Consider the following 23,327-nt stretch of genomic DNA (forward strand, 5'->3'; position numbering starts at 1 on the left):
TCAGGTGCCGCCCGGGCCGGGCGGGGCCGTGTCAGAGGTAGGCATTTCAAGCCGTGAGCAAGTGGTCTGAGCTACGCGAATCCGCTGTGGGAGTGGTTCGGTCGAGCCAGCGTGATGTCCGTGGTCGAGTGGGTGTCCGGGTACGATTGCTGGCGATCGTCCTCATATCGAGCGTCACGCTTCTCACGATCGGTGTGGGTGCGGCGGGCTACCTGGTGCACTCCGCCCGGGCAGCGAAGGAATGGGCGGAGCTGGCCAGCAGTACGACCACGCCGGCCATTCTCATGGTGCAGTCGTTCCAGGAGGAGCGGCGCTTGTCGCTGTTGTATCTGGCCGGTGACACCGAAATCGTCGGCGGGCTCACCGCCGCGCGCCAACGCTCGGACGCGGCGCTGGCGGCGGTGATCGCCAAAGGCGATGCCGCCCGCAAACTGAATCCCGGCGGGTCCGCCTCCGACATCGAAGGCTACAACAAGCTGTTCGCGCTGGTTCCGACGCTGCGCGGCGGGGTCGACAGTCGGCAGGCTCCGCCGAAGGAGGTGTTCGAAGTCTTCAGCGGGGTCATCGGCACGATCATCGCCGCCTCGACGCTCGCCGCGCGGGTGGCGCCGGAAGCCGACATCGCCATGGAGCTGAGCTACGGCGTCGAGCCCCTGCGCGCGGCTGAAGCGTTGTCCATGGCGGACACCCTGGGCGCGGTGGCGGTGACCGTCGGCGAGCACACTCCCGAGCAGTTCACCGAATTCAGCCGATTGCTCGGGGAATTCCGTGGTCAGGTGGCCTACGCCAGCCGCGTCCTGAAGGGCAAGCGCCTGGCTCAACTCCAGGAGATCACCGGTGGACCGGCCTATCGGAAAGTGATCGCGATGCAGGACGCGGTGCTGCTGCGGGGGCCGGTGGAGGCGGGTACCGACTTCGACGAGTCCACTCGCGAGGGCACCGGCAGAACCCAGAGCGGCCGCTCGACCTCGCGAAGCGAGCCGTTGCCCATGACTGTCGCGGCATGGCAGGAGGCTTCCGGCCAGGTCGGGACGAACCTGTTGAAGCTGTGGGACGACCAGAGCCGCGACGCGCACGCCATCGCACGCGAGCGCGGCGACCGGACCGCGCAGCAGTCCATGCTGGGCGGCGCGGCGGTGCTGCTGGTCGCGACGCTCGCCTTCCTCGCGGCGCTGGTGCTGGCCAACCGATTCATCGCACGAATGCGGCGACTGCGGCGCGACACCCTGGAACTGGCCGACCAGCAGTTGCCCGAAGTCATGCAACGACTCGGTCGCGGCGAGAGCCTCGACTCCGAGACCGAATTGGCGCGGCTCGATTTCGGTACGGACGAATTGGGCCAGGTGGCCGACGCCTTCAACCGCGCCCATGTCGCGGCCGTGTCGGCCGCGGTCGCGGAAGCGAAGACCAGGGCGGGCGTCAACGCGGTGTTCCTCAATATCGCCCATCGCAGCCAGGTCGTGGTGCATCGCCAGCTCGCCCTGCTCGATCAGGCCGAGCGCCAGGAGGAGAACGCCGACCAGCTCGAGCTGCTGTTCCAGCTCGACCACCTGGCGACGCGGGCGCGGCGCAACGCGGAGAACCTCATCATCCTCGGTGGCGAGAAACCGGGCAGGCGCTGGCGCAAGCCGGTGCCGCTGCTCGACCTGGTCCGCGCCGCCGTCGCGGAAAGCCTCGACTACGCCAGCATTCAGACCGGCAGGCTGCCGGAGTCCCAGGTGTCGAGCAACGCCGTAGCCGACCTGATCCACTTGATGGCCGAGCTGATGGACAACGCGACGGCCTTCTCACCCCCGCAGGCGCGGGTCGAAGTGTCCGGCGTCATCGTCGGGCGCGGTGTGGCGGTCGAGATCATCGACCAAGGCCTCGGCATGTCGGAGGCCGACTTCGCCGCGCGTAACGAGTTGCTGTCCAACCCGCCCGATTTCAGTGTGGTGTCCCTGTCCAGCGACACCCGGCTGGGGTTGTTCGTGGTCGCGAAACTGGCCCACCGTCACGGCGTCTCGGTGCGTCTGGGTGAATCGGTCTACGGCGGCGTGCGAGCGGTGGTGCTGATTCCCAACGCGCTTCTGCAGTCGGGGACGCAGCCACCCGACCACAACGACGGTGACCGTATCGAGCCCGTACAGACTCCGGCGCCGGAGCAGGCGCCCCCTCAGCCCGCACCGGTCCCGGGACGGTCCGCGTGGTTCACCTCGTCCTCCGAGCAGTCCTGGGCGCAGGGCCCGCACACCGACGGCGGTCGCGGATTCGACTCCGGACCCGCACCGCACACCGAGCCCGCACCGCACACCGAGCCCGCTCCGGATGGCAGGCCGCCGTTGCCGCGCCGCCGCCGCCAGTCTCCCGACGAGCAGTCGGCGCCGCCCGCCGCGGCACCGGCACGGCAACGGACCGCCGATGAAGCACGCAATCTGATGAGTGCCATCGAGAGCGGGACCCGCCAGGGACGCCGGAAGCGTCCCGACCTCGACTAGTCCGCAATTCCATACACATTCAGAAGGCGACGATGACTACTTCCCAGGGAACCGGCCTCGGTTGGCTGCTCGACGAGCTGGTCGCCGGACTCGTCGGAGCCCAGTCCGCGGTCCTGCTGTCCTCGGACGGGCTGCTGATCGGCCATTCGGCTCAGCTGGACAAGGCCGACGCCGAGCGATTCTGCGCGATGGCATCGGCACTGCACAGCTTGTCCCGCAGCGTGGGCCACCATTTCGACGCCGGTGGCGTCTGCCAGACGGTGGTGGAACTCGATCGCGCGGTGCTGTTCGTCACCACGGCGGGGGCCAACGCGTGCCTGGCGCTGATGGCGTCCGAGACCGCCGATATGGGTATGGTGGCCTACGAGATGAATCAGACGGTGCAGCGAGTCGGAACCCACCTGTCGGTCGATACGCGCCCGCACCCACCCGCTTCGACACGGCCATGAGCTATCAGCACGATCCCTGGTACGAGGAAGACGCCGGTCCGCTGGTCCGGCTCTTCGCCATCACCCGCGGCCGGGGTCGTGCCGTGCGCCGGGAACTGAACTTGGTCACCCTGGTGGTCGACGGCGCGCCCGGCTCCGCGCTACGGCGCACCGAACCCGAATACGCGGCGATCGTGGAGTTGTGCCGCACTCCGCAGTCGGTGGCCGAGGTATCCGCGCGACTGCGCCTGCCGCTGACGATGACGAAGGTCCTAATCGGCGACCTGCTCGACGACGGCAGGCTGATCTGCCGGTCGGCCCCGACCGCGACGGGACCGGAGTCGGATCTCGGCCTCCTGCGCGCGGTGCTCGACGGCATCCGCGCGCTCTGACCGACCGGCCGATTACTCAGACCAGCTGCGCGGCAAGCCGTTTCGCGTTCATGTAGGCGATCGCCTCGATCGAGACCATGGGATTGACGCCCGACGCCGTGGGGAAGCAGGACGCGTCGGCGACGACGATGTTGGCCGCCTCCCAGGTGGCGCCGTCCGGGTTGGTGGCCGATGTCTGCGGTGAGCCACCCATCCGCGCCGAGCCCATGATGTGCAGCGCGCCCAGGGAACACTGTCCCGGACCGTACCCGGCGGCCCGGCATGCGGCCGCGAAATCGGCATGCGACCCGCGCCGGCCGGGCTCATAGGAGACGCCTGTTTGGTGCCCGGAGAAGATGCGCTGCGCGCCCGCTGCCTCCAGGATGCTCGCCGCCCCCTCGAACCCGGTGTGCAGATGGGCGGCATCGTAGTCCGACAACCGGTAGTTGACGATCGGCTCACCGCCGCGGTCGACGGATACGGTGCCCGAGTCACGGTCACGAGTGATGATGCCGATCGCGTTCGAACGCGCGAAATCGAGCATGGTGGCCCGATGGTTCGCGGCGCCGCGCCAGCTCATGAAGCCGGTGGCGAGACCGGGATGAATCGGGCCGGTTTCGTAGATCACGCCGTAGCCGTCGCCGTCCAGGTCGCTGTGCCGACGGCAGATCCTGGTCTGCAAGCCGCCTTCCCACGGCCGGATCTCTTCCTCGAACACGCCGAACACCGCGGCCGCCGGATGCAGGCGCAAGTGGCGGCCGATGTTGTCGTTGCGCAACCCGGAGCGCCGCAGCAACGCCGGAGTCTGGATCGCTCCGGCCGCCACCACCACCGCCCGAGCGCGCACCTCGATCGCCACGCCGTCGGAGGTGACCGCGGAAACGCCCTGTGCCCGGCCGCCGCGCACGGAAATCCGTCGCACATCGGCGTCCACGACGAGCCGCGCGCCCCGATCGGCCGCATCGGCCAGCCAGGTCTTGGTCACCGACTGCTTGGCTCCCAACCGGCAGCCGTATCCGCAGCGACCGCACTCCACCCCGGCATCGCAGGCGTCGGTCACATTGCGCGGCAAGGTATCCACTTCCCAGCCCAGCGCTTGGGCGCCGCGTTCGAGAACACCGTCGCGTGCCGACAACACCGACCGCTGCTCGGTGACGCCGAGCCGGCGGCGCACCACCTCGAGCGCTTCGTCGAACTCGGCCTCGGCGAACTGGGCGGCGCCCAGCGCGGCCCACTCCGCCCGGACGTCCTGCGGCGTCGGCAAGGACGTGCTCCAGTTGACGACCGTTCCACCGCCCAGGCAGGTGCCCGCGACGAGGGTGATCTGGCCTTCGGTGGAACCGGGCGGGCCCGGCGCGTACAGGTGCTTCAGCCCGCCGAGTTCGCCGAGGCCGAAATCACGGTCGTCGTAATAGTTTCCGCGTTCCAGCACGACGACGTCGAGACCCGCTTCGGCCAGCACCGCGGCCGCGACGCCGCCTCCGGCGCCGGACCCGACGACCACGACATCACAGTGCAGTTCGGTGGTTTCGCCGAAGCGCAGCGGAGACAGCGCGGGCGCGGGCGCGGTCTGGAGCGGGCCGGCCGGGGCCGGATAACCGATCTCCTTCCACAGCGGATTGACGCCCGCGGGTCCGGGGGTGATGTTGTAGGACAGCAGCGACGCTTGTTTGAGCGCCTGGAACAGCACCCGCACCGACTCGATGCGGGAATCGGCGAGCCGCAGCAACGCCTGTTCCCGTTGCTCCTGCGTCAGTGTGGAGAAACGCCGGGGACCGCTGCCGGTGAGCAGGCCCGCCAGGCGCGAATCCCACAGGTTCAGCAGCGTGGCCAGTTGTTTCTTCTCGGCCTCGCGGGGATTGCGGCCCAGCAACTCGAAGACGGTATCGACGGCGCCGAGCGCGCTCGCCGACGGCAGCGTCAGCCCGTCGCCCGGGTTGAAGGTGTCGCAGATGATGTTCATCGCCGCGCGTTGCTTGGCTGTTGGTTGCATGTCGAACAGTCCCCTTCGTTTCGCCAGTGAGTTCTATCACACGATATGAACAACCACTAACTAAAGTCGCATTCGCCCAGGTGACAGCTACATACCCGGAAGAATCTATGGCCACATATCGGTAGGGGCACTATGCGGACCATTCTCGCTGCGCCCCGCACCCGGCCGTTCACTCCGGGATGACGACTGCCGCCGCGTGGCCGACCGCCAGGAACGCGTGGACGACCGAGACGAGCGCACTGCCGAGTTCCGCCGTCGGGTCCCCGCCGGTGCGCGCCCGCCCCAGCGACCACCGGGTGAACGTCCGTTCGGCGTGCACCGCGAGACGCAGCAGCTCGGCGCGGTACGACCCGAGCAGCGGCTGCCCGCAGGCCCCCAGCGCCGCGGCGGTGAGCTGGGCGCAGCGACCTGTCGTCACCACGACCTCGAGCACCTCATCCGGCACCGCCGTGATGACATGGGCTTCCGCGAGGGCGGCCGCCGCGTACGTGCGCTCCAGGACGCGGCCGAGGGCATCGCCGAGTTCGGAGAATCGCGCGCGGTCGGCGGCCACCGGTTCGGACGCCAGGGCAGCGCTCAGGTTGGCCATGATCACGCCGAGTGCGTGCTCGACTCGGCGCAACCGATGGAGAATGCCGGACGCGTCGACCGGGGAGCACCCGAAATCAGCCAGCACCGTCGCCGCCTCGACCAAAGTGGCGGCCGCCGCACGGAAGTAGATCTCGGTCGTCGTGCTCGCCGGTACCGTGCCCACACCCACTCCTCGGGTAGTAACCCTCGATCGGCCGCCTCCGCGTGTCGGCGCCGACCGGACAGCTTCGACCGGATAGCCTCGACAGCCCTGCGTCATGCAGGCAGCAATCACACCAAGCCACCCGGATCGATAATAATATCCCATAACATATCGTGAGTCTGAGCAGCTAGATAGATCAAGTTTGCCGGAACAACGATTTACTTATCGACGGGGCGGCTACCCGGTGGATCTGTTGGCTACGACCAGGCATCGAAGCCACTCCGACACGACCTCGCAGAGGCGATCGCTGCGCGATCGTCGACCGGGCCCGCCGCGCCCGAGCCTTCGGTGATCTTCGAGTGACCGCGGGAGCCGACCACCCCGCCGGTACAAGCGCGATGATGGAGCGGACCCGATGATCATCGAGAGGATCCACGGATGGACCGTCTGAGGCGCTGCTTGGTCGCGGTGGTCGTCCTGCTGGGAGCCGCCGCCGGGTGCGCGGATACCGAGCGCGAATCGCCGCCTGACCGCGGTGCGATCGTATCGACCACTCCCCTGCTGAGTCTGCCGCCCGAGCAGACCGCAGCGCTGTTGGCCGACGGTGATATCCGCACGCCCGTCCGTAACGGCGTCGACGCCTTTCGCCTCGAGTACCGGACGATCACCCCACAGGGCGAGCCGACCACCGCCAGCGGGCTGGTGGTGTTGCCGCGCAGCGACTCTCGGCGGCTGCGGGTGGTCAGCTACGAACACGGGACCATTACGCTGAAGAGCGACGCGCCGTCGGTCGACACCCGCAATCTCTCCGAGCGGCTGCGCACGGTGGCGTTCGCCGCCGCCGGGTACGCGGCGACGGCACCGGATTACTTGGGCCTCGGGAACGGTCCCGGAACGCATCCCTACACCCATGCGCCCTCCGAGACCAGCGCCTCGGCCGACCTGCTCCGCGCGGCCGAATCCCTCGCGGCACAACAGCACCGGGAGCTGGACCCGAATGTGCTGGTGACCGGATTCTCCCAGGGCGGCCACGCCGCGATGGCGCTCGGCAAAGCGCTACACGCCGGAACGATCCCCGGTTTCGGGGTCGCCGCCCTGGCCCCGATCAGCGGCCCCTACGACCTCCGGCATGTTCAGGCGCCCGCCGCGCTCGACGGACGGGTCGTACCGGGTGCGGCGGTGCTGTTCCTCTCGTATTGGCTCACTTCGATGAATCGGATCCACCCGCTCTACGACGATCCGACCGAAGCTTTCCAGCAGCCCTATGCCGACAAAGTGGAAGAACTCTTCGACGGCTTCCACAGCGAGATCACCATCGTGACCTCGCTGGCCGCCACCCCCGCGCAAGTGCTGACCCCCCGGTTCCTCCAGTTGGCCACCGAGCCGACCGGCGCAGCCGCCGCGGCTGTCGCGGAAAGCGACGGCACGTGCGACTGGCAACCACGGGTGCCGGTCCGCCTCTACGCTTCCCACCGCGACCGCGTCGTCCCCTATCCCAACGCCGAGCACTGCCTGCGAGCTCTCGCCAGCGGCAACGCGACGCTGCGCGACTTGGGCGAGGTGGACCACGCCGGATCGGCCCGGACTGCCCTCCCCGAGATCCTCAACTGGTTCCAGCGGGAGTTCCCGCCGAACTGATCGCGGCAGGCCGCCGCCGTCCGTCGGGATGGACGGTCAGTGGGACGAGGCCGACTGCGTCTGCGCCTCGAAGGGCGAATCGATCCCCTCCGTCGCGAGTCGGATATCCAGGCTCGCGATCCGGCCGGAAGCGTCGAACTCCACTTCACCCGCCAGACCGTCGCCGCCGAATTCCAGCCACCGGTAGTCGTCGAGGAATTCGGTGACCAGACCCCGCCGGTTCAGGTAGCTGTACACGGCGCGCCGGTGATCGGTCAGCGGCAGTGCGCCGAAACCATAGGCCAGGACGCGAGCGAGACCCGAGGGAGTGGGCGCGGGCAGTTCGAACGCCGGATGGTCGATCAGAAACGCGACGCAGGCGCCATCGATGACGCCGCAGTAGGAGTTCCAGCGCCCGCAGACGATCTTCGCGGCGTCCGCCATCAGCCCCGCCACCTGATAGGGCTCCGGGGCCGCGCCACCGAGCACCACCGGCAGTTCGGCCGAACACAATTCGGCGACACCGTATCGAAGGCCGAACTCGCGCACCGTCTCCGAGGCACGCAGCAGCGAACGCGGGTAACCCCAGGGATTGACCCACCCCCACAGCCACGTCTCGGCGTCGGCCGTACCGAGCAGATGGACGTCGGTGCACACGAACGAGCCCTCGTCGCCCGCGAATTCGAGTCGGCGTTCTTCCAGGTCGACCTCCCACACGTGTGCGCCGAGCACGTCTTCGAGGTGGAGCCGATGCTCGAGTGACAGCAAGCCCGCGTCATCGAGAAGTCTCGTCAGTGGCACGGATTGGGGCACCGCGTCAGCGTAGTCAACGCGGAGTCACCGCTGCGACGCCGCGCCTACGACGGCTTCCTGCCGGGCAACGGGTGGGAAAGGAAACCATCGGCGAACAGTTGCATGGAGCCGCACCGATCGCACCGGTAGGCATGCTGCTGGACGACCTGCTGGCCCAGCTCGCTGGGGTGATCGGTCATGAAGCCGGTATGTCCGGTGATGAAGCCGAGGACGCCGAGGTAGGTGCGCTGCCGCTCACACCAAGGGCAGGTCAGGTCAACGGATTCCCGCCTGCGGCGTATCTCCGCTTCCTGCTGCTCGATCCGCCGTTGCGCCTGGTCGATGTAATGCCGGGCTTCCGACACCGTTATCCGACAGGCTTCGCTCCACGGCCCTTCGTAGACCCCGTCGACGGCAGTGCGAAGCTGCGCGAACTCCGCCTCGGAACAGCGCACCAACCGGGTACCGCGGAAACCACCCTCGGCGCGGTAGGTGATCTCGGCACGGGAAACGCCCTGTGGCAGACCTCTGTACAGTTTCACCCGCTTCGGATCATCCGCATCCGGCTTGAATTCGATCCCCCGCTCCGACACACCCTCACGTTACCGCCGCGCCGGCGGCAATGGGCCCCACGCGGTCACGGCTACTCGGCCGTCGATCCCGAAGTCCGCCTTGGCGGCGAAGTAGGCAGAACCTCTGATGTCGGCATCGGTGATTGGTGCGAGCCGTACCTCGAGTCGCCGCCTGGCCATTACGCCGCCTGGAGAATGCTTGCCGACCTCAACTGCGGGGATATGTCCACTGCGAACTCCTGCCGCCACAACAGGTGCTGCGGAGGGTAGGTGAAGCATCCGGTAATCGGCAGTTGAGTGTGTTCATCGACCGGCCCGGGGACCTCGGGACCGCGCGGGTCGCGGCATGTGCGGACGGGCTGCTGTTATACATCGGCAGGTCATCGCTATTGTGAACCCACACGATCAGCATTGAGTCGGGACTGGACCGACGTGGCCGAGTCGACTCGTGGATCGGAAAGAGCGGCGTCGGATCATGGCGAGGACCTAACCGTGACTGGGATGCTGGTGATACCCGCGTCCGAGCTACGCGAGCGGTTCTCGCGGTCGTCCGGGCCGGGAGGGCAGCACGTCAACACCACCGACAGCCGAGTAGAGCTGTCGTTCGACCTCGCCAACTCGCCCTCGGTGCCGGAGTGGCTGCGCACCAGGATGCTCCACCGCCTGGCCACCCGCCTGGTCGACGGGGTTCTCACGGTCGTCGCATCGGAGCGACGCGAACAGCTGCGAAACCGGGCGGCCGCCCGCGAACGCCTGGCCTCGTTACTACGTGACGCCGCTTCCGCACCGTCACCTGTTCGCCGCGCCACCAAGCCCTCGCGCGGAGCAAAGGAACGTCGTATCTCGGCGAAGAAGCGGCGCGGCGTCACCAAACGCAACCGCCGCGCCTCCCCCGACGACTAGCTGTATCGACCACGGACGGCGGTAACGCCACGACGATCCGATCTCCTGATCACCTACCGAAGGTCGCCGGACCCGGCACTAGCTGCCGTAGAGGCGAATGAAATCCTGGGTCGGGTCGACGACTCACAGCGGCCTCAGACACAGCGCCGAGCACTCGCAACTCGGCAGAATGCGGATGTCTGTGATGCTGGTGTCTCGGACGGAGTGAATGACTGCTCGAAGACTAGAGTCGGATTCGTGAAAGATCGACCGGTCCTCGTCGTGGCCCTGATCGGGGGCTTCATCGGCGCAGTGCTGTCGAGTCCGTTCGCCGTGTACTTCGGCTTCGGCACTCCTGTGCTCGCTACCGCCATTGTCGGCGTGGGAATCTTGCTGGCTGGAGGCATGACGTTCGGCGGCCTCTGCGCTGTACTGGCATGGGCCGTCAGGGCTGATCGGCGTAACGGCGGTTACCGCTGTCGCGGTGAGAGCCGGGCATAACTTTTCGAAGCTACGGTCTGGCGGCGGTACGGCCAGCAGCCGTAGAGGACGCGGTAATCCGCAGAAGCGGATGTTCTGAACGACGACGGCTCCAGTCTGCGGACCACCGTGCCGCGGACCCCACACTCAGCGCGATACGCGGCTACTTCATGCGGTGGTGGTGATGGCAGCGTGGATCGATCCGTTGCCGGCGAGAGCCATCCACGAGCTATCGCCATTCCGTCAACTACTAGTTGACGAGGCTGCGATCGTCAACTTATGGTTGACGCAGTGCGCGGCGGCAGGAGGAACCAAGATGCCAGAAGCACCGATTGCCACTGGCGCACCGGCCAGCCGTGGCGTTGTCGCCGGTCCGGTCCGACTGGTGCACAGTGTGGACGACTTCGACGCGGTTCGGCCGGGCGATGTCATCGTCTGCCGCACGACCGATCCGTCGTGGACAGCGCTTTTCAGCATTGCCGCAGCGGTGGTGACCGAATCAGGGGGAATTCTCTCCCATGCGGCAATCGTGGCCCGCGAGTACGGGATTCCAGCCGTGGTGGCGGCGAAGGGGGTCATGGAGGCCGTGGCGAATCATCGGATCATCTCGGTCGATGGGACCAATGGACACGTCCATGCCGTTCGCTCGACCCAACGTTGATGTCGCTTCACCAGGCATGGCTGCTCGATACGAAAGGGAGGTCCGGGATGACGCACGTTTCACGCAGTTCGTTGCTCGCGTTGCACGCAATCCGCCTTGGCGGGTTCGTTGATACGCAGGCGGTCGCCGACCGATTCGAAATGCCCGTCGGCCTCGCCGAGTCGCACGTGCGGGACTTCCGAGGGCGTGGTTGGATCAGCCGCTTCCGTTTCGGGGCGGACGCGGGTTGGTCGCTCACCGAGAGCGGGCGTGCGGAGAACGAGCGGCTACTCGCCGACGAGCTTTCCGAGTGTGGGGAAAAAGCGTTCGTGGAAGACGTCTATCGCGAGTTTCTCCCGCTCAACGCACGGTTGGTGCAGGCTTGCACCGCCTGGCAGTTGACCATCCTGCCCGATGGCAGCATGCGGGACAACGACCACGGGGACGCACAGCGGGACCGGCCGATCCTGGCCGAACTGGACAGCCTCGCAGCGGAATTGGTTCCGCTGACGATTCAGCTCACCGAGCGACTCGCCCGGTTCTCCGGTTACGACACTCGGTTCGCCGCGGCCGTCTCCCTGGCCGCCGACGATCCCGAGATGGTCACCGGCACCAAATACGATTCCGCCCACCGAGTTTGGTTCGAACTGCACGAAGATCTGATTGCCACGCTGGGTATCGACAGGGCACTCACCTCCGGCCCCTAGGTAGGTTCTCCCAAGCCCGCCGGTTCGGGCTGTTCAGGACAGTGCGCGGGCCGCGCTCCGGAACGGCACCGTGGGCATAACTCCTCTCGGGCACGGAGTGCCCCGGCTGCTCGCCAGGCGGAATGCCGAGATTCCACCCCAACGATCTAGAACTGTGACGTCGCGAGATCGAGGACGGACGTGCGCGATCAAGAGACCGCGTGCCACACCACGGCCCTGTCGCCCGCTCGTAGGGATCGGACGCGATGTCCCAATTCTTCGGCCGCCGCGGGCTTGCTCGGTGCGAGCCGGATGTAGGCGCCGAGGGAGTGCAGTTCGGTGATGTCGCGTAGCAAGGTCCATCCGGGCCAGTCGAGAAGGTCGTAGCCGTAGGCTGCGGCGAAGCGTGCTCGCTCGTGCTGTGGTTGGTGGAAGTGGTCGGGCAATCCGTTCACCAAGTCGAGTTCGCGTGGCCCGATGCCGCATTGGTCCCAGTCGATCAGCACCCACTGCCCGTGATCGCAGACGGCGTTCTCGCTGTGGACGTCGACATGCACAAGGCCTTCCCCGAGCGGGAATTCGGTCTGGGTGAACTGGCCGATCAGTGCCACGGCGCGGGCGCGCAGCCACGCGCGGTTAGGCAATTCCTGGCAATCCGTTGAAGTCATCGCGGACGGCCGTGGTCGATCGACAGCCGCGACCGCTTTCGAGGCCTGGATGATGAGCCATGGGAGGCGGTCGGTACTTCGCCCGATCAGCCTGCGCTACAAAAGCTCGATCCGAGCAGGCTCGGGTAGTGCGTGTGGGCGCTCATCCGTATACCAGGCGTACTCGATTCCACTGAGCCAGCCGTTCTCGACCCACAGAATCACCTCGCCGATCGGTGATCCGTTGCGGTCGGTGACCGCTCCGCCTGCGAAGATCCCGTCCGGCGCACCGGATGCTCGCACCGCACCGGGGCGGACCGAAAGATCGACGCTGGGCGAACCGACACCCCAGGTTGCGACGACCTGCGCATACGGCACCTGCGCCTGGTACTCGGTGGCGCCGGGAGCGTCCGAGGACAGCAGCTTGGTGACGACGCTGATTTCGAGGTCGGTCAACGTTCGCGGCGGAATCGGTGCACTACTCATCGGTCTGTGGCGGCGCACATCGTTCCTACTGTCGTGCCCAATGAATACCGCCGATCGAGTAGGCGCAGCTCAGGGCCGGTCGAATGCCCCGTCGCGCGCCCCCGACACGAACACGTCCCACTCCGAGGGCGTGAAGACCAGCACCCCGCCGTGAGGATTCTTCGAGTCGCGAACCCCGACGCGCCCGCCGTCCAGATGCGCGATCTCGACGCACTCACTACCAGCGGAGCTGTGGGTGCTCTTGAACCAGCGTGCTCCGGATAGATCAACGGACACAGTCGAACTCCTTCGCCACCTGCCGTAGCAGACGCTTGCTGTCGGGCGTGTCCAACGCTACCCGTCGCATGACATCGATTGCAGCTTTGTACCTGCGCACAGTATTGGCACGTTCGAGGTAGATGTCGCCGGTGTAGCTCTGGACGTGGACGACTGGCGGTTCCAATGGCCGCCCGTCGTCATCGGCGGCGAAATCCAAGATCGTGAATGGACCGGTCGATGTTCCCAGCGGGAACCCGGCACCGAACGGCACAACGTAGACGCGAACGTTCGGCGGCAGGTCTGCCAGGTGTCGCACCTGCGCCGACATGATCCGTGGAGCGCCGACGACCCGCCTGATCGCCGCCTCGTCCAGCATGAGCATCGCTGCCAACGGAGCGAAATCACGGGTTATCAACGCCTGCCGGTTGCGCCGGACACGCACCCGCCGTTCGATCTCCTCGGCGGTGTCCATGGGGAAGTAGGCACGATCCAGCGCTCGTGCGTAGTCCGGTACCTGAAATAGTCCGGGCACCATGTCGGGCCGATAGAACGTGAGATGGGAGGCCGCCGCCTCCATCTGCACGTAGGCGTTGAACGTCGGATTCACCTGATCGGGAAACTCGTCCAACCACGACGGCGTTCTCCCCTGCGCCGCGAGCGATTTCAACACCGGCAACATGTCCACCCGCTGATACAGCCTGCACAGCCGCCGCAGATCCTCCTCCCGTACGACCACGTTCGGCGCACCGGTTTCCAAACGGTGCAGCGTCCCCGCCCCGCGCCCGATGGCCCGCGCCGCCACCTCGATGGACAGTCCCGCCTCCTGCCTCATCCCGCGCAGGCAGCGGCCGAGGCTGCGGTGTGGAACGCCTCCCGTCCCGCGAATGTCGGCTTTGAGCTGCCGAATACCGGCGCTCGAATCGCTCTCCCCCATACTGTTTGCTCCCTTCCGTGGAATATTCACACCGGCTGACTGGAACGTTCCGAAAGTCGTTGTGGAAGGCCTTATTTCGTCCTGCCGGAGGCTATTGTGCAGGGTCGCTGGAAGGTGTCCAGGGCTTTTGCCACTTTCTGTCGCGAATTCGCGCGGGAATGTCCGCACGGCCCGCATCCGGTGCTCCACTGGCCGCGTGATCGGCGCGGCGTGCCTCCGCATTCGCCGCCATCGGACAGTGGGAGGACACATGACCGACGCACTACCGCAACGCGTTCCGTTCCCCCGGGCTCGCGCCCCCTACAAGGGCGTGCCGCTGCCCGTGCTCGAGCGCTACGCCGACGCGCTGCGGCAGTGGGCCGACGCACCCGAACGTCCCGGAGGCGGGGTGCCGACCCCTCCCCCGCCTCCGGTGACCCTCACCGAAGCCTTGTCATGGACCGAATGACCCGGCATCGGCCCGTCCGCACGCGCAGGTCGTGACCGTGCGCCACTACCACGTCACCGTGCACTGCTGCGGCCCACGCTGGCTCATCCACGTACCCGCCGTGGACCGCTGGACGGTAACCCAAGACAAGTCCGCAATCCGATCCACCGCCCGCCAGATGATCGCGACGACGACCGGACACGACGACAACTCGTTCGCACTCCACCTCGTCGCGGGCCGGGCGCTGCGCGACGCGGAGGAGTTCGCGGTGGGATACCGCGTGCTGACGCGCTGGCAGCCGCCAGGGAAGCAGCCGGAGCGCACGCTTTCCGAGTGACTTCGGGTCCGAGGACGGAGGTCGCCCAGATGAGCAGACCGTGGCGACCTTCTCCGCGAAGACAACGATGCCACGGGCAAAGTGACGCGCCGCAATTGGGGCAGTGCCCGCAGGGAACGGGGCACCGCCCTCGTCAGCGGCGTCGCCTAACGCGGACCTCGAGTTCTCGAACTGTGTGCGGGTCGGGTTTCCGCCGGTGAGCCATGACATGGCAATTGGCGCACAGAGGAACAAGGTCCGTTATCGGATCCACTTCATAGTTCTCGCCCATTCCGGAGACAGGCACCGTGTGATGCACCTGGATATAGCCGGCTCCGATCGGGCCATACACCTGTCTGTAGTCGAAGCCGCAGACCATGCACACCGTGCCGTGGTGGGCGATACATGCTTCGCGAGCTGCGCGACTACGTTCGTACTTTCCCGGTCGGCCGGTGAACACCGAATCGCGAACACCTTTCGAGTCCGGTGCGCGTACGACTGACCTATCTCGACGCGCCGAAGACTGACTCATACCAGTAACTCTCGGGCTTTCTGAACCAGTCACCGATCCGCTCCGTGTCGAACACCCGCAACTGCGACATGTCGACGTGGTAGCGATGGAACAGGGATACGAGTTCGTATACGGATTCGTCGTCGGCCATCGCGTCGACTTTGATATCGAGCGTTCGCAGCTCGCCTTCGTATGACAGCACGGCCGGGATCTTGTCGAGCCACTCGAAGAGGGCTGCTTCATCGTACGGTGACCCGTAGTTGACGCCAGCTGCCTTCAGCATGATTCCAGTGCCGCTCATCGTGTTGGCCTCCTTGGTGAATAGTTTCCCCAATTCTTGCGATGCTTGCCCTGCATCCAGCTGGTCCACCATGGGTGTCACCGCCCTGCCCGGTCGGCACCCACCACACTTCGATCGGCATCATTCGACCGAAGCGAGGGCCCTCCGGTCCTCGGATTCGGCACTTAGCGGTCGACACCTGCGCACGGCACGAGTCCCTCCGGTTCACCAGACCGGCCCGGCGCTGCGGAGCCGTTGGGATCCCAGGCATCGTCCGGGGGCGTTGACTATCTGGCTGAGGCGCCGAAAACAGATTCGTGCCAGAACTTTTGAGGATCGCGGAACCAAGGACCGATTTGGCTGTTGTCGAGCTGGCGAAGTTGAGCCAAGTCGATGTGGTATCGATAGAAGAGGGCTAGAAGCTCTCGCAGGGAGTCGTCGTCCACCGGGGTCTCGACGACGATCTCCAACGTGCTGAGTCGACCACCGTACGAGCGGACCGAGGGGATCCTGTCGAGCCACTCGAAGAATGCCGCCTCGTCACCACGCGAGTAGTACCAGACGTCGACCGCCTCCAATACCACCGTCAATCCACCACTCATCAGCTTCCTCCTCCTGGTCTGACGTTCCGGTAGCCGCCCTTCGGGTACTCCACATCCCAATGCGGGCCACCGTGTGCCGCACCGCCCTTTCCAGTCGGCACCCACACATTCCCATCGGCATCCTCCCAGCCGAAGCCGCGACCGTTGGGATTCGGCACCCACCGGTCACCGCTTTTCGGTGGCACGAATCCTTCCGCTTCACCTGGACGGCCCGGCGCCTTCGGCCCGTCGGGATCGTAGGCATTGGCCGGAGGCTTGTAGTTGGCGTTGAACGTCGAGTCACCGGCGATGGACAGGATGGTCAGTCCGGTGATGGTGGCGAGTGCTCCTACGGCTAGCGCCGCGGTGCTGAACTTGATCCCGGCGAGGGCTGTGAAGAATGACCCCACAGCACCGGCGATGGCGTTCGCGGCGGTGTCCAGTGCGGGGCCCTCCACCGTGGCCGCGCGCGGGTTGCGGATTGCCACAGCGGTTACCGCGATGACGACCGAGGCGACGACGAGCGTTGCCGCCACCTGGGTGTTGATGTCCGCGCGAACGGCGACGACAGCGGCGTGGTGGCTGGTTGTCGATTTCGCGAGATCGTCGGCGACCAGCTTGATGTCGTCCGCGTTCTTCGCCAGTGTTTCGAGGTGGCCGGTCAGGTTCGGGATGTCGGGTACGTCGAATTTGCCGAGTCCGGCGGCGACGACTCGCAGGCGGGGTCCGGCGGCGAAGATCGTGTTGTTGTCGGCGAAGGCTGCCCACGCCTGCGCCGCGCGATCGAGCTTGTCTGTGTCGCCATCGGGGACCTTGTCACCCGCGAGCTTGGCGACGACCTTGTCGTACAGCTCGGGAAACTCGGTTTCCAGTCCGGGGCCGTTGTTCCGCGACGACGCCACACCGACGACAATGTTTGCACCGTAAGGCAATTCGGAGGGGATGGTGCGCGGGCACGCTGGACCGGTCCCCTTGTTCGAGTCGCGATTTGCCGCGTAGTTGGAACATTCCCAGTTGTAGCCCGAGGCGATCAGGATGTCGCCGAAATGCTGCAACGCCCTGGCGAGGTTGGTCGCCGCGGTGGTGAAAGCACCCGCGCGCTCATCGTAGGCCGCGGACCAAGCCTTCGCGGCCTGGCAACTCCCGGCCATGCCACTGGTTTCGAGCAGCGCCGTCTGCAGCGGGTTGTACGCGGATTGGAACTCTCTCGACAGCTTGTAGCACTCCTCCGCAGCCGTGTAATACGTCTGCGGCGCAACAGTAGCCATGTCATCCCCTGTCATGCGCAGGTTCACGGCCGCCGCGTCAGAGTAGGAGGCGTGTGCCGTCCGGGCGGCCTGTTCCATCTCAGCCAGTCCGTCGACCAGTTCGCGTGCCGCGGCGACCCAGACCTGATGCTCCTCGGCGTATGCCGCCGCGGCCGCGCCCGTCCACTGCCCACTCTGCATGAGCCCCTGCACAGTGCGGTCCAATTGATCGAGATGGTCGGCGAAGAACTCCTTGAAGCCGCGGGCGCGGGCGGTCACCTGATCGATGTGATCGAGATCGAACGCGAATTCAGAGGTCATGCCATCAGTCCAACTGGAGCGAGCTGATCGGCGCCGCGTTGGAGTTGTCCTGATCCTGTAGCGTCGACACACTGACGTCGAGCTTCGATGCCAGGTCGGTGAGCGCATCCCATGCCTTCATCGCGCCGTCCTGCATGTCATCCCACCCCTCGCGGTAAGCATCGGCGGCGCTTCCCTTCCAGGTGTCGAACAAAGCCTGGACCTCATGGTTCAACGCTATCGATCCCGATCTCAGCTGTTGAGCGACGTCATAAGCCTGCCTGCCGACCGCCGTCACCGCATCGGGAATCATGTTCAGTGGTTGATCGTTTGTCGCCATGGTTCTCTCCTCCCCGGCCCCCATACCATCGCCCTGACCCTACCCGTCCTCCGCGGCGCTCATTCAGGTCTAGGCCTGATCGAATCAGCGCCACCGGCGCGGCACCAAGCCCGTCTATCGCTCTACCGGGCACGACGGCACCTGCACCGCGGACTTCGGCGGCTGCTACGGCGGCCAGCTGATCGCAGCACCGGTCGCTGGGTGCCACACCCCAACAGTCGAAGTCGGTGAAGGCATCGAGTCGGCGATGAACAGCTTCGCGTGGGCCGTTGGCCGAATGCGCTGCGGTGCCGGTCGCGGCGATGACCGACAGTCATCCGTGGGGCGGCGACAGTAACCGATTACGTCATCCGACGGACGCGGCGGGGTACGGGCGCTGCCTAGCGTCGATGGCGACCGGATGCGGTCAGGAGCCGAGCCTTCCGAGGGAGTTGCGATGACCATCAACAGACGACGATTGTTCGGCGGAGCGCTGGCCGTGGGCGCCGCAGGGGTGGCCGCCGACTCGCTCGCCGCCTGCTCGGCCGCTGAGTCGACGACCGCCACCGCACCGGCGGGCGCAGCCCTGCGCGCCGGGGCGGGCGCGCACACAACCCTCGGCCCGGTCAAGCAGATCGACGCGGGGTTGCTGAACGTCGGTTACGTCGAGTACGGCTCCGCCACCGGCACACCGGTGCTGTTGCTGCACGGCTGGCCGTACGACCCCTTCAGCTACGCCGACGTCGGGCCGCTGCTCGCGACGGCCGGTTACCGGGTGATCGTGCCCTACCTGCGCGGTTACGGTTCGACGACGTTCCGGTCGGAGCGGACCGTCCGCAACGGCCAGCAGTCGGCGATCGCCCGCGACGTGGTCGATCTCATGGACGCGCTGGGTATCGACACGGCCATCCTCGGCGGATTCGACTGGGGCTCGCGCACCGCCGACATCGTTGCCGCGCTATGGCCCCAACGCTGCCGGGCCCTGGTCTCGGTGAGCGGATACCTGGTCACCTCGTTGACCGGCAACCAGCAGCCGCTGCCCCCGCAGGCCGAACTCGGCTGGTGGTATCAGTACTACTTCGCCACCGAGCGCGGCCGCCTCGGCTATGCCCGCAACCGGCACGACTTCAACAAGCTGATCTGGCGCAACGCCTCGCCGCAGTGGACCTTCGACGACGCCACCTACGACCGCAGCGCGGCGGCGTTCGACAACCCCGACCACGTCGACATCGTCGTCCACAACTACCGCTGGCGCCTGGGGCTGGCGCCGGGCGAACCGCAGTACGACGGCTACGAGCAGCAACTCGCGGCCGCTCCGCCCATCGCCGTGCCCACCATCACCCTGGCCAGTGACTTCGACGGAGCGGCCAAGGACGGCGCGGCCTACCGCGGCCGGTTCACCGGCCGATACCACCACCGGGTGCTCGACGGCATCGGGCACAACGTGCCGCAGGAAGCTCCGAAACCTTTCGCCCAGGCGATCATCGACGTCGACCACCTGTGAGGCCGCCGCGTCGAACACCCGTGGTACTGCTGCACGGCGCGTGGTTACGGCAATTCGGATTCGGCTTCGACGCCGGTCATGCGCAGGACCTCGTGCTCGGCGCGCTCCGCCATATCGGCGGCGTGTGCGAGCAGCGCGCTCTTGCCCACACCGGTTTCGCCGCGCAGGATCAGCGACCTGCCGCCCCGGGCTGTCACGAACGAGAAAAGCTGCGCCTGCTCGTCGTCGCGGCCCACCATCGCCGCGGCATATGACTCCATGTCGGTCGCTCCTCTCGCACTGCGGCAAGACTAACCGGTCGGTTCCGGAGCGACGACGCTTTGCCGCGGCGGCGATACCGAGGTCATTCGACCGCTCGCGCCTCCGGCACGAGCCGCCGAAGTGCCGCCGAAGATACGTCACCGCTACGTCATCCGACGGATTCGGCGCTGCGCCCTCGGCAGCGATGCTCGACAGGCAGCCGGAACCGTCACCGCGGGCCGGCGGCACGGCCCGCCCGTCGGGCCACCGGACACCGGCGTCCCGCCCGTCCGGACTTCGTACCGATGCCCAGGAGCAGCCTCATGACCACGGTCCGTTTCCATCTGCAGTCCACCCTCTCTCCGGCCGAGGTCGTGCGGGTGCTCACCGACTTCGGCCCCGGCCGTGCCGAAGCGTGGCCGACCATCGACGCCGAGCACTTCGTCGTGCACGAACGCGGCGAGACCTGGGCCGAGGTCACCGAGGGCACCGCGGCCGCCTGGGAGCGGGCGCGCTACGAGTGGGAGCCGGGGGGCGACACCGTCCGGATCAGCACGCTGGACTCCAAGCTCTTCGGCGCGGGCGGCGGCTGGGTTTTCCGAGCGGTGCCGCAGAACGAAGGCTCCCGCGTCGAGATCGAATTGCTTCGCACGCCAAGCACTCTCAAGGGCCGGGCCCTGGCCCTGCTGCTGCCCCTGATCGGCCCCTCCTCGCTGCGCAAATCCTTCGCCGGCCCACTGCGTGCCGCCTGACCTCCCCCCTGACTCATCACCGAAGCGAGACCATCATGAAAGACACCCGGCGCCGCGGCGTCCGTATCCCCCGGCTCGCTCGCGCGGCGACCGCGCTGGCGGCCGTCGTGGCCGGGGGCGCGCTGGCCGTGGCGTGCACCGCGAGCACCACCACCCACGCCGACCCCACGCCGGACGCGCCGCGACCGACCATCGTCCTCGAACATGGGGCCTTCGCCGACGGTTCGAGCTGGAACGAGGTCATCGAGCGCCTCACCCACGACCGGTATCGCGTCGTCGCCGCGGCGAATCCGCTGCGCGGACCCGCCGCCGACGCCGCCGCGCTGAAAGCCTTGCTCGGCACCATCGACGGACCCGTCGTCCTGGTCGGGCACTCCTACGGCGGCTCGGTGATCAGCGCGGCGGCAGCGGACAATGCCCAGGTGGAAGCGCTCGTCTACGTGGCGGCATTCCTGCCCTCCCCCGGGGAGACGGCGCTCGACCTCACCGGCCGCTACCCCGGCTCCACACTGCCCGCCGCCCTGGGCCACATTCCGGCCACCGGGGCCGACGGCACGACGGGTGAGGACCTCTACATCCGGCAGGATGCGTTCCACGACCAGTTCGCCGCCGACGTCTCCCCTGCTCGCGCGGCCCTCATGGCAGCCACCCAACGCCCCATCGCGCAGTCCGCCCTCGCGGAGCCCGCCACGGCGGCGGCCTGGACCGACAAGCCCACCTGGGACGTGATCACCACCGAGGATCGCAACATCCCCGTCGCGGCCCAGCGGTTCATGGCCGAACGCGCCCACGCCCACGTCACCGAAGTGGCCGCCTCGCATTCGGTGGCCGTCTCCCATCCGGGCGTCGTCGCCGACGTCATCGAACAGGCCGCCCAGGGCGCGCACCGATAACCACAAGAACAGGACAAACCGATCGTGGACATGAGATTGGAAGTCGTCGTGCTGCCCGTCGCCGACGTCGACCGCGCGAAGGACTTCTACACCGGACTCGGGTTCCGCCTCGACGCCGACTTCACGGTGGACGAGGGATACCGGGTCGTCCAAGTGACGCCGCCGGGTTCGGAGGCCTCGATCATCTTCGGCACCGGCGTGACGACCGCGGACCCCGGCACGCTGCAGGGGCTGCACCTGGTCGTCACCGACATCGAGCGGTCCATCGCGCAGCTGCGCGAACGCGGCGTCGAGGTAGAGGGGCCGTTCCGCGACGCCACCGGGGTGTTCCACCACGCGGGCACCGCGCAGCGCGTCGCCGGGGCGCACCCGCGGCGCGCCAGCTACGGCTCCTTCGCAGCCTTCCACGACCCCGACGGCAACAGCTGGTTCCTGCAAGAAGTCACCCAGCGGGCACCCGGCCGCTGACGACCGAGACGAAAGCACTGTCATGACAGACGAGAACTCTCGGACCTACGACGTCGTGGTCCTCGGGGCAGGCCCGGTCGGCGAGAATGTCGCCGACCGAACCAGCGCCGCCGGACTGCGCACCGTCATCGTGGAATCCGAGCTGGTCGGCGGCGAATGCTCCTACTGGGCATGCGAACCCAGCAAAGCGCTGTTGCGGCCCGCCCTGCTGCACGCCGAGGCCCGCCGGGTTCCGGGCGTCGCCGCGGCGCTCACCCGGCCCCTCGACGCCGCGGCCGTCCTGGAACACCGCGATCGCATGGCCGCCCATTGGGACGACCGCGACCAGGTCGACTGGCTCGGCTCCGCGGGCATCGCCCTCGAGCGCGGGCACGGGCGGATCACCGGCGAGCGACAGGTGACGGTCGAGACGCCGGACGGCGCGACGCTGGACCTCACCGCCCGGCACGCGGTGGCCGTGTGCACTGGCACCCGCGCGGCGCTGCCGCCCCTGCCGGGGCTGGAGACGGTGCGCGCGTGGACGAGCCGGGAGGCCGCCAGCGCCCGCGCGGTGCCCGGCCGACTGGTCGTCCTCGGTGCGGGCGTGGTCGCCGCCGAGATGGCCACGGCCTGGCAGGCGCTCGGCGCGCAGGTCACGCTCGTCGCCCGCGAGTCCCGGCTGCTGCCCCGCGTCGAGCCCTTCGCCGCGGAACTGGTCGCCGACCGGCTGCGGGCGGCGGGCGCCGATCTCCGCTTCGCCACCACCATCGTTCAGGCCGAACGGGCGGGCGGACCGGACGACGGCGTGCACGTCACGCTCGCCGACGGCAGCCGGATCATCGCCGACGAACTGCTGCTGGCGACGGGACGCGCACCCCGCACCGACGACATCGGACTCGAGACCATCGGACTGACCCCTGGGCAGTGGCTCGACACCGACGACACCTTCGCCGTGACCGCGGTCGGCGGGAACTGGCTGTACGCGGTCGGCGATGTCAATCACCGCGCGCTGCTGACCCACCAGGGCAAGTACCAAGCGCGCATCGCGGGCGCCGTCATCGCCGAGCGGGCCCGCGGTGTCGCCCTCGACACCGGCGTGTGGGGGCGGCACGCGGGCACCGCCGACCGGGTGGCGGTGCCACAGGTGGTGTTCACCGACCCGGAGATCGCCGCCGTGGGTCTCACCACCGAAGACGCCGAGCGTTCCGGGCAGAAGGTCGACGTCGTCGACTACGACCTCGGCCGGATCGCCGGTGCGCTGCAACACATCCCCGGCTATCGGGGCCACGCGCGGATCCTCGTGGACCCGGACCGGCACGTGGTGGTCGGCGCCACCTTCGCTGGCGCGGGCGTCGCCGAACTGCTGCACTCGGCCACCGTCGCGATCACCGGCGAGATCCCGATCGACCGCCTCTGGCACGCCGTCCCGTCCTTCCCCACCATCAGCGAGGTGTGGCTGCGCCTGCTGGAGACCTATCGCGACCAGCGACACTGAACCTTCTCCGTCCGCGCCG

Annotated in this window: 30 protein-coding genes and 1 pseudogene; 16 read left to right on the forward strand and 15 right to left on the reverse strand. The window is 67.6% G+C overall.

Annotated elements, in window-relative coordinates; genetic code table 11:
- Positions 1–128 precede the first annotated feature (128 nt).
- From ACZ6DL_RS17695 to ACZ6DL_RS17705, 3 genes are read left to right on the forward strand one after another with little or no spacing between them, the layout of a single operon-like run.
- Positions 129–2,477 (forward strand): sensor histidine kinase, encoded by a 2,349-nt coding sequence (locus ACZ6DL_RS17695; protein WP_466052283.1) that lies wholly within the window; start codon positions 129–131, stop codon positions 2,475–2,477.
- Between the two features lie 32 nt (positions 2,478–2,509).
- Positions 2,510–2,926 carry a roadblock/LC7 domain-containing protein gene (locus ACZ6DL_RS17700; protein WP_040872147.1) on the forward strand — a complete coding sequence of 139 codons (417 nt, stop codon included), beginning with the start codon at positions 2,510–2,512 and terminating at the stop codon, positions 2,924–2,926.
- Entirely contained in the window at positions 2,923–3,297 is a 375-nt protein-coding gene (locus ACZ6DL_RS17705; protein WP_040872146.1) for a DUF742 domain-containing protein, read from the forward strand. The genes ACZ6DL_RS17700 and ACZ6DL_RS17705 overlap by 4 nt, the downstream gene beginning before the upstream one ends.
- A gap of 16 nt (positions 3,298–3,313) precedes the next feature.
- Here the strand turns inward: ACZ6DL_RS17705 and ACZ6DL_RS17710 are convergent, their stop codons facing one another.
- Entirely contained in the window at positions 3,314–5,269 is a 1,956-nt protein-coding gene (locus tag ACZ6DL_RS17710) for a GMC family oxidoreductase N-terminal domain-containing protein (RefSeq protein ID WP_466052286.1), read from the reverse strand.
- Between the two features lie 169 nt (positions 5,270–5,438).
- Positions 5,439–6,023, reverse strand: coding sequence for a hypothetical protein (locus tag ACZ6DL_RS17715; protein WP_466052288.1), 585 nt, complete (start codon positions 6,021–6,023; stop codon positions 5,439–5,441).
- Positions 6,024–6,440: 417 nt separating this feature from the next.
- On the opposite strand from ACZ6DL_RS17715, the gene ACZ6DL_RS17720 reads away from it, so the two are divergent.
- Positions 6,441–7,640 (forward strand): serine aminopeptidase domain-containing protein, encoded by a 1,200-nt coding sequence (locus ACZ6DL_RS17720; protein ID WP_466052290.1) that lies wholly within the window; start codon positions 6,441–6,443, stop codon positions 7,638–7,640.
- Positions 7,641–7,676: 36 nt separating this feature from the next.
- On the opposite strand, the gene ACZ6DL_RS17725 is transcribed toward ACZ6DL_RS17720, so the two are convergent.
- Both ACZ6DL_RS17725 and ACZ6DL_RS17730 read right to left on the reverse strand, forming a co-directional pair.
- The gene (locus tag ACZ6DL_RS17725; RefSeq protein WP_466052292.1) at positions 7,677–8,432 is read right to left on the reverse strand and encodes a DUF6882 domain-containing protein; all 756 of its coding nucleotides are present in this window, start codon (positions 8,430–8,432) and stop codon (positions 7,677–7,679) included.
- A 44-nt stretch (positions 8,433–8,476) separates the two neighbouring features.
- On the reverse strand, positions 8,477–8,953 hold the full coding sequence (locus tag ACZ6DL_RS17730) for a hypothetical protein (RefSeq protein ID WP_466052294.1): 477 nt from the start codon (positions 8,951–8,953) through the stop codon (positions 8,477–8,479).
- A 522-nt stretch (positions 8,954–9,475) separates the two neighbouring features.
- On the opposite strand from ACZ6DL_RS17730, the gene arfB reads away from it, so the two are divergent.
- The 4 genes from arfB to ACZ6DL_RS17750 all read left to right on the forward strand — a co-directional run bounded on the left by arfB (position 9,476) and on the right by ACZ6DL_RS17750 (position 11,692).
- Positions 9,476–9,886, forward strand: a complete 411-nt coding sequence (gene arfB, locus ACZ6DL_RS17735) for an alternative ribosome rescue aminoacyl-tRNA hydrolase ArfB (RefSeq protein WP_466052296.1) — start codon at positions 9,476–9,478, stop codon at positions 9,884–9,886.
- A gap of 237 nt (positions 9,887–10,123) precedes the next feature.
- Positions 10,124–10,366, forward strand: coding sequence for a hypothetical protein (locus ACZ6DL_RS17740; protein WP_466052298.1), 243 nt, complete (start codon positions 10,124–10,126; stop codon positions 10,364–10,366).
- 295 nt (positions 10,367–10,661) lie between these two features.
- A complete protein-coding gene (locus ACZ6DL_RS17745; protein WP_466052300.1) occupies positions 10,662–11,006 on the forward strand; it encodes a PEP-utilizing enzyme in 345 nt (114 codons plus the stop codon).
- 47 nt (positions 11,007–11,053) lie between these two features.
- Entirely contained in the window at positions 11,054–11,692 is a 639-nt protein-coding gene (locus ACZ6DL_RS17750; RefSeq protein WP_466052302.1) for a hypothetical protein, read from the forward strand.
- Between the two features lie 188 nt (positions 11,693–11,880).
- Here the strand turns inward: ACZ6DL_RS17750 and ACZ6DL_RS17755 are convergent, their stop codons facing one another.
- The 4 genes from ACZ6DL_RS17755 to ACZ6DL_RS17770 all read right to left on the reverse strand — a co-directional run bounded on the left by ACZ6DL_RS17755 (position 11,881) and on the right by ACZ6DL_RS17770 (position 14,173).
- Positions 11,881–12,339 carry a phosphotransferase family protein gene (locus ACZ6DL_RS17755; protein ID WP_466052304.1) on the reverse strand — a complete coding sequence of 153 codons (459 nt, stop codon included), beginning with the start codon at positions 12,337–12,339 and terminating at the stop codon, positions 11,881–11,883.
- A 96-nt stretch (positions 12,340–12,435) separates the two neighbouring features.
- Positions 12,436–12,804: a hypothetical protein gene (locus ACZ6DL_RS17760; protein ID WP_396983875.1), complete on the reverse strand. Its 369-nt coding sequence runs from the start codon at positions 12,802–12,804 to the stop codon at positions 12,436–12,438.
- 69 nt (positions 12,805–12,873) lie between these two features.
- Entirely contained in the window at positions 12,874–13,080 is a 207-nt protein-coding gene (locus ACZ6DL_RS17765) for a DUF397 domain-containing protein (RefSeq protein ID WP_466052306.1), read from the reverse strand.
- On the reverse strand, positions 13,070–14,173 hold the full coding sequence (locus tag ACZ6DL_RS17770) for a helix-turn-helix domain-containing protein (protein ID WP_466052308.1): 1,104 nt from the start codon (positions 14,171–14,173) through the stop codon (positions 13,070–13,072). The genes ACZ6DL_RS17765 and ACZ6DL_RS17770 overlap by 11 nt, the downstream gene beginning before the upstream one ends.
- A 73-nt stretch (positions 14,174–14,246) precedes the next feature.
- On the opposite strand from ACZ6DL_RS17770, the gene ACZ6DL_RS17775 reads away from it, so the two are divergent.
- Together ACZ6DL_RS17775 and ACZ6DL_RS17780 are read left to right on the forward strand one after the other, a co-directional pair.
- A complete protein-coding gene (locus tag ACZ6DL_RS17775; protein WP_466052310.1) occupies positions 14,247–14,444 on the forward strand; it encodes a hypothetical protein in 198 nt (65 codons plus the stop codon).
- Positions 14,445–14,475: 31 nt separating this feature from the next.
- Positions 14,476–14,760, forward strand: a complete 285-nt coding sequence (locus ACZ6DL_RS17780) for a hypothetical protein (protein WP_466052312.1) — start codon at positions 14,476–14,478, stop codon at positions 14,758–14,760.
- A gap of 133 nt (positions 14,761–14,893) precedes the next feature.
- Here the strand turns inward: ACZ6DL_RS17780 and ACZ6DL_RS17785 are convergent, their stop codons facing one another.
- The 5 genes and pseudogenes from ACZ6DL_RS17785 to ACZ6DL_RS17805 form a co-directional block, all read right to left on the reverse strand.
- Positions 14,894–15,271: an HNH endonuclease gene (locus ACZ6DL_RS17785; RefSeq protein ID WP_466052314.1), complete on the reverse strand. Its 378-nt coding sequence runs from the start codon at positions 15,269–15,271 to the stop codon at positions 14,894–14,896.
- Positions 15,243–15,623, reverse strand: coding sequence for a hypothetical protein (locus tag ACZ6DL_RS17790; RefSeq protein WP_466052316.1), 381 nt, complete (start codon positions 15,621–15,623; stop codon positions 15,243–15,245). The genes ACZ6DL_RS17785 and ACZ6DL_RS17790 overlap by 29 nt, the downstream gene beginning before the upstream one ends.
- A gap of 194 nt (positions 15,624–15,817) precedes the next feature.
- Entirely contained in the window at positions 15,818–16,132 is a 315-nt protein-coding gene (locus tag ACZ6DL_RS17795) for a hypothetical protein (protein WP_466052318.1), read from the reverse strand.
- The gene (locus ACZ6DL_RS17800) at positions 16,132–17,394 is read right to left on the reverse strand and encodes a polymorphic toxin type 37 domain-containing protein (protein WP_466052686.1); all 1,263 of its coding nucleotides are present in this window, start codon (positions 17,392–17,394) and stop codon (positions 16,132–16,134) included. The genes ACZ6DL_RS17795 and ACZ6DL_RS17800 overlap by 1 nt, the downstream gene beginning before the upstream one ends.
- A pseudogene (locus ACZ6DL_RS17805) lies at positions 17,392–17,637 on the reverse strand (WXG100 family type VII secretion target); the annotation flags it as partial. The gene ACZ6DL_RS17800 and the pseudogene ACZ6DL_RS17805, both read right to left, overlap by 3 nt.
- Between ACZ6DL_RS17805 and ACZ6DL_RS17810 the strand changes: the two are divergent.
- The gene (locus tag ACZ6DL_RS17810) at positions 17,584–17,706 is read left to right on the forward strand and encodes a hypothetical protein (protein WP_466052705.1); all 123 of its coding nucleotides are present in this window, start codon (positions 17,584–17,586) and stop codon (positions 17,704–17,706) included. The pseudogene ACZ6DL_RS17805 and the gene ACZ6DL_RS17810 overlap by 54 nt on opposite strands.
- Here the strand turns inward: ACZ6DL_RS17810 and ACZ6DL_RS17815 are convergent.
- A complete protein-coding gene (locus ACZ6DL_RS17815) occupies positions 17,684–17,998 on the reverse strand; it encodes a WXG100 family type VII secretion target (protein WP_466052320.1) in 315 nt (104 codons plus the stop codon). The genes ACZ6DL_RS17810 and ACZ6DL_RS17815 overlap by 23 nt on opposite strands.
- Positions 17,999–18,434: 436 nt before the next feature.
- Between ACZ6DL_RS17815 and ACZ6DL_RS17820 the strand changes: the two genes are divergently transcribed.
- Positions 18,435–19,481: an alpha/beta fold hydrolase gene (locus ACZ6DL_RS17820; protein WP_466052322.1), complete on the forward strand. Its 1,047-nt coding sequence runs from the start codon at positions 18,435–18,437 to the stop codon at positions 19,479–19,481.
- Positions 19,482–19,525: 44 nt separating this feature from the next.
- Here ACZ6DL_RS17820 and ACZ6DL_RS17825 read toward each other — a convergent pair whose 3' ends face one another.
- Positions 19,526–19,741: an ATP-binding protein gene (locus ACZ6DL_RS17825; RefSeq protein ID WP_466052324.1), complete on the reverse strand. Its 216-nt coding sequence runs from the start codon at positions 19,739–19,741 to the stop codon at positions 19,526–19,528.
- A gap of 303 nt (positions 19,742–20,044) precedes the next feature.
- Here ACZ6DL_RS17825 and ACZ6DL_RS17830 point away from each other — a divergent pair, with 303 nt between their 5' ends.
- Genes ACZ6DL_RS17830 through ACZ6DL_RS17845 form a run of 4 tightly spaced genes read left to right on the forward strand, consistent with a single transcriptional unit; the run spans position 20,045 to position 23,308 of the window.
- Positions 20,045–20,473 carry a hypothetical protein gene (locus tag ACZ6DL_RS17830; RefSeq protein WP_040872132.1) on the forward strand — a complete coding sequence of 143 codons (429 nt, stop codon included), beginning with the start codon at positions 20,045–20,047 and terminating at the stop codon, positions 20,471–20,473.
- Positions 20,474–20,508: 35 nt separating this feature from the next.
- Positions 20,509–21,366: an alpha/beta fold hydrolase gene (locus tag ACZ6DL_RS17835; protein ID WP_466052326.1), complete on the forward strand. Its 858-nt coding sequence runs from the start codon at positions 20,509–20,511 to the stop codon at positions 21,364–21,366.
- 30 nt (positions 21,367–21,396) lie between these two features.
- The gene (locus tag ACZ6DL_RS17840) at positions 21,397–21,834 is read left to right on the forward strand and encodes a VOC family protein (RefSeq protein WP_466052328.1); all 438 of its coding nucleotides are present in this window, start codon (positions 21,397–21,399) and stop codon (positions 21,832–21,834) included.
- Positions 21,835–21,856: 22 nt separating this feature from the next.
- Positions 21,857–23,308 (forward strand): dihydrolipoyl dehydrogenase family protein, encoded by a 1,452-nt coding sequence (locus ACZ6DL_RS17845; protein WP_466052330.1) that lies wholly within the window; start codon positions 21,857–21,859, stop codon positions 23,306–23,308.
- Positions 23,309–23,327: the final 19 nt, after the last annotated feature.

It is taken from the genome of Nocardia sp. NPDC041819 (genome assembly GCF_055590505.1).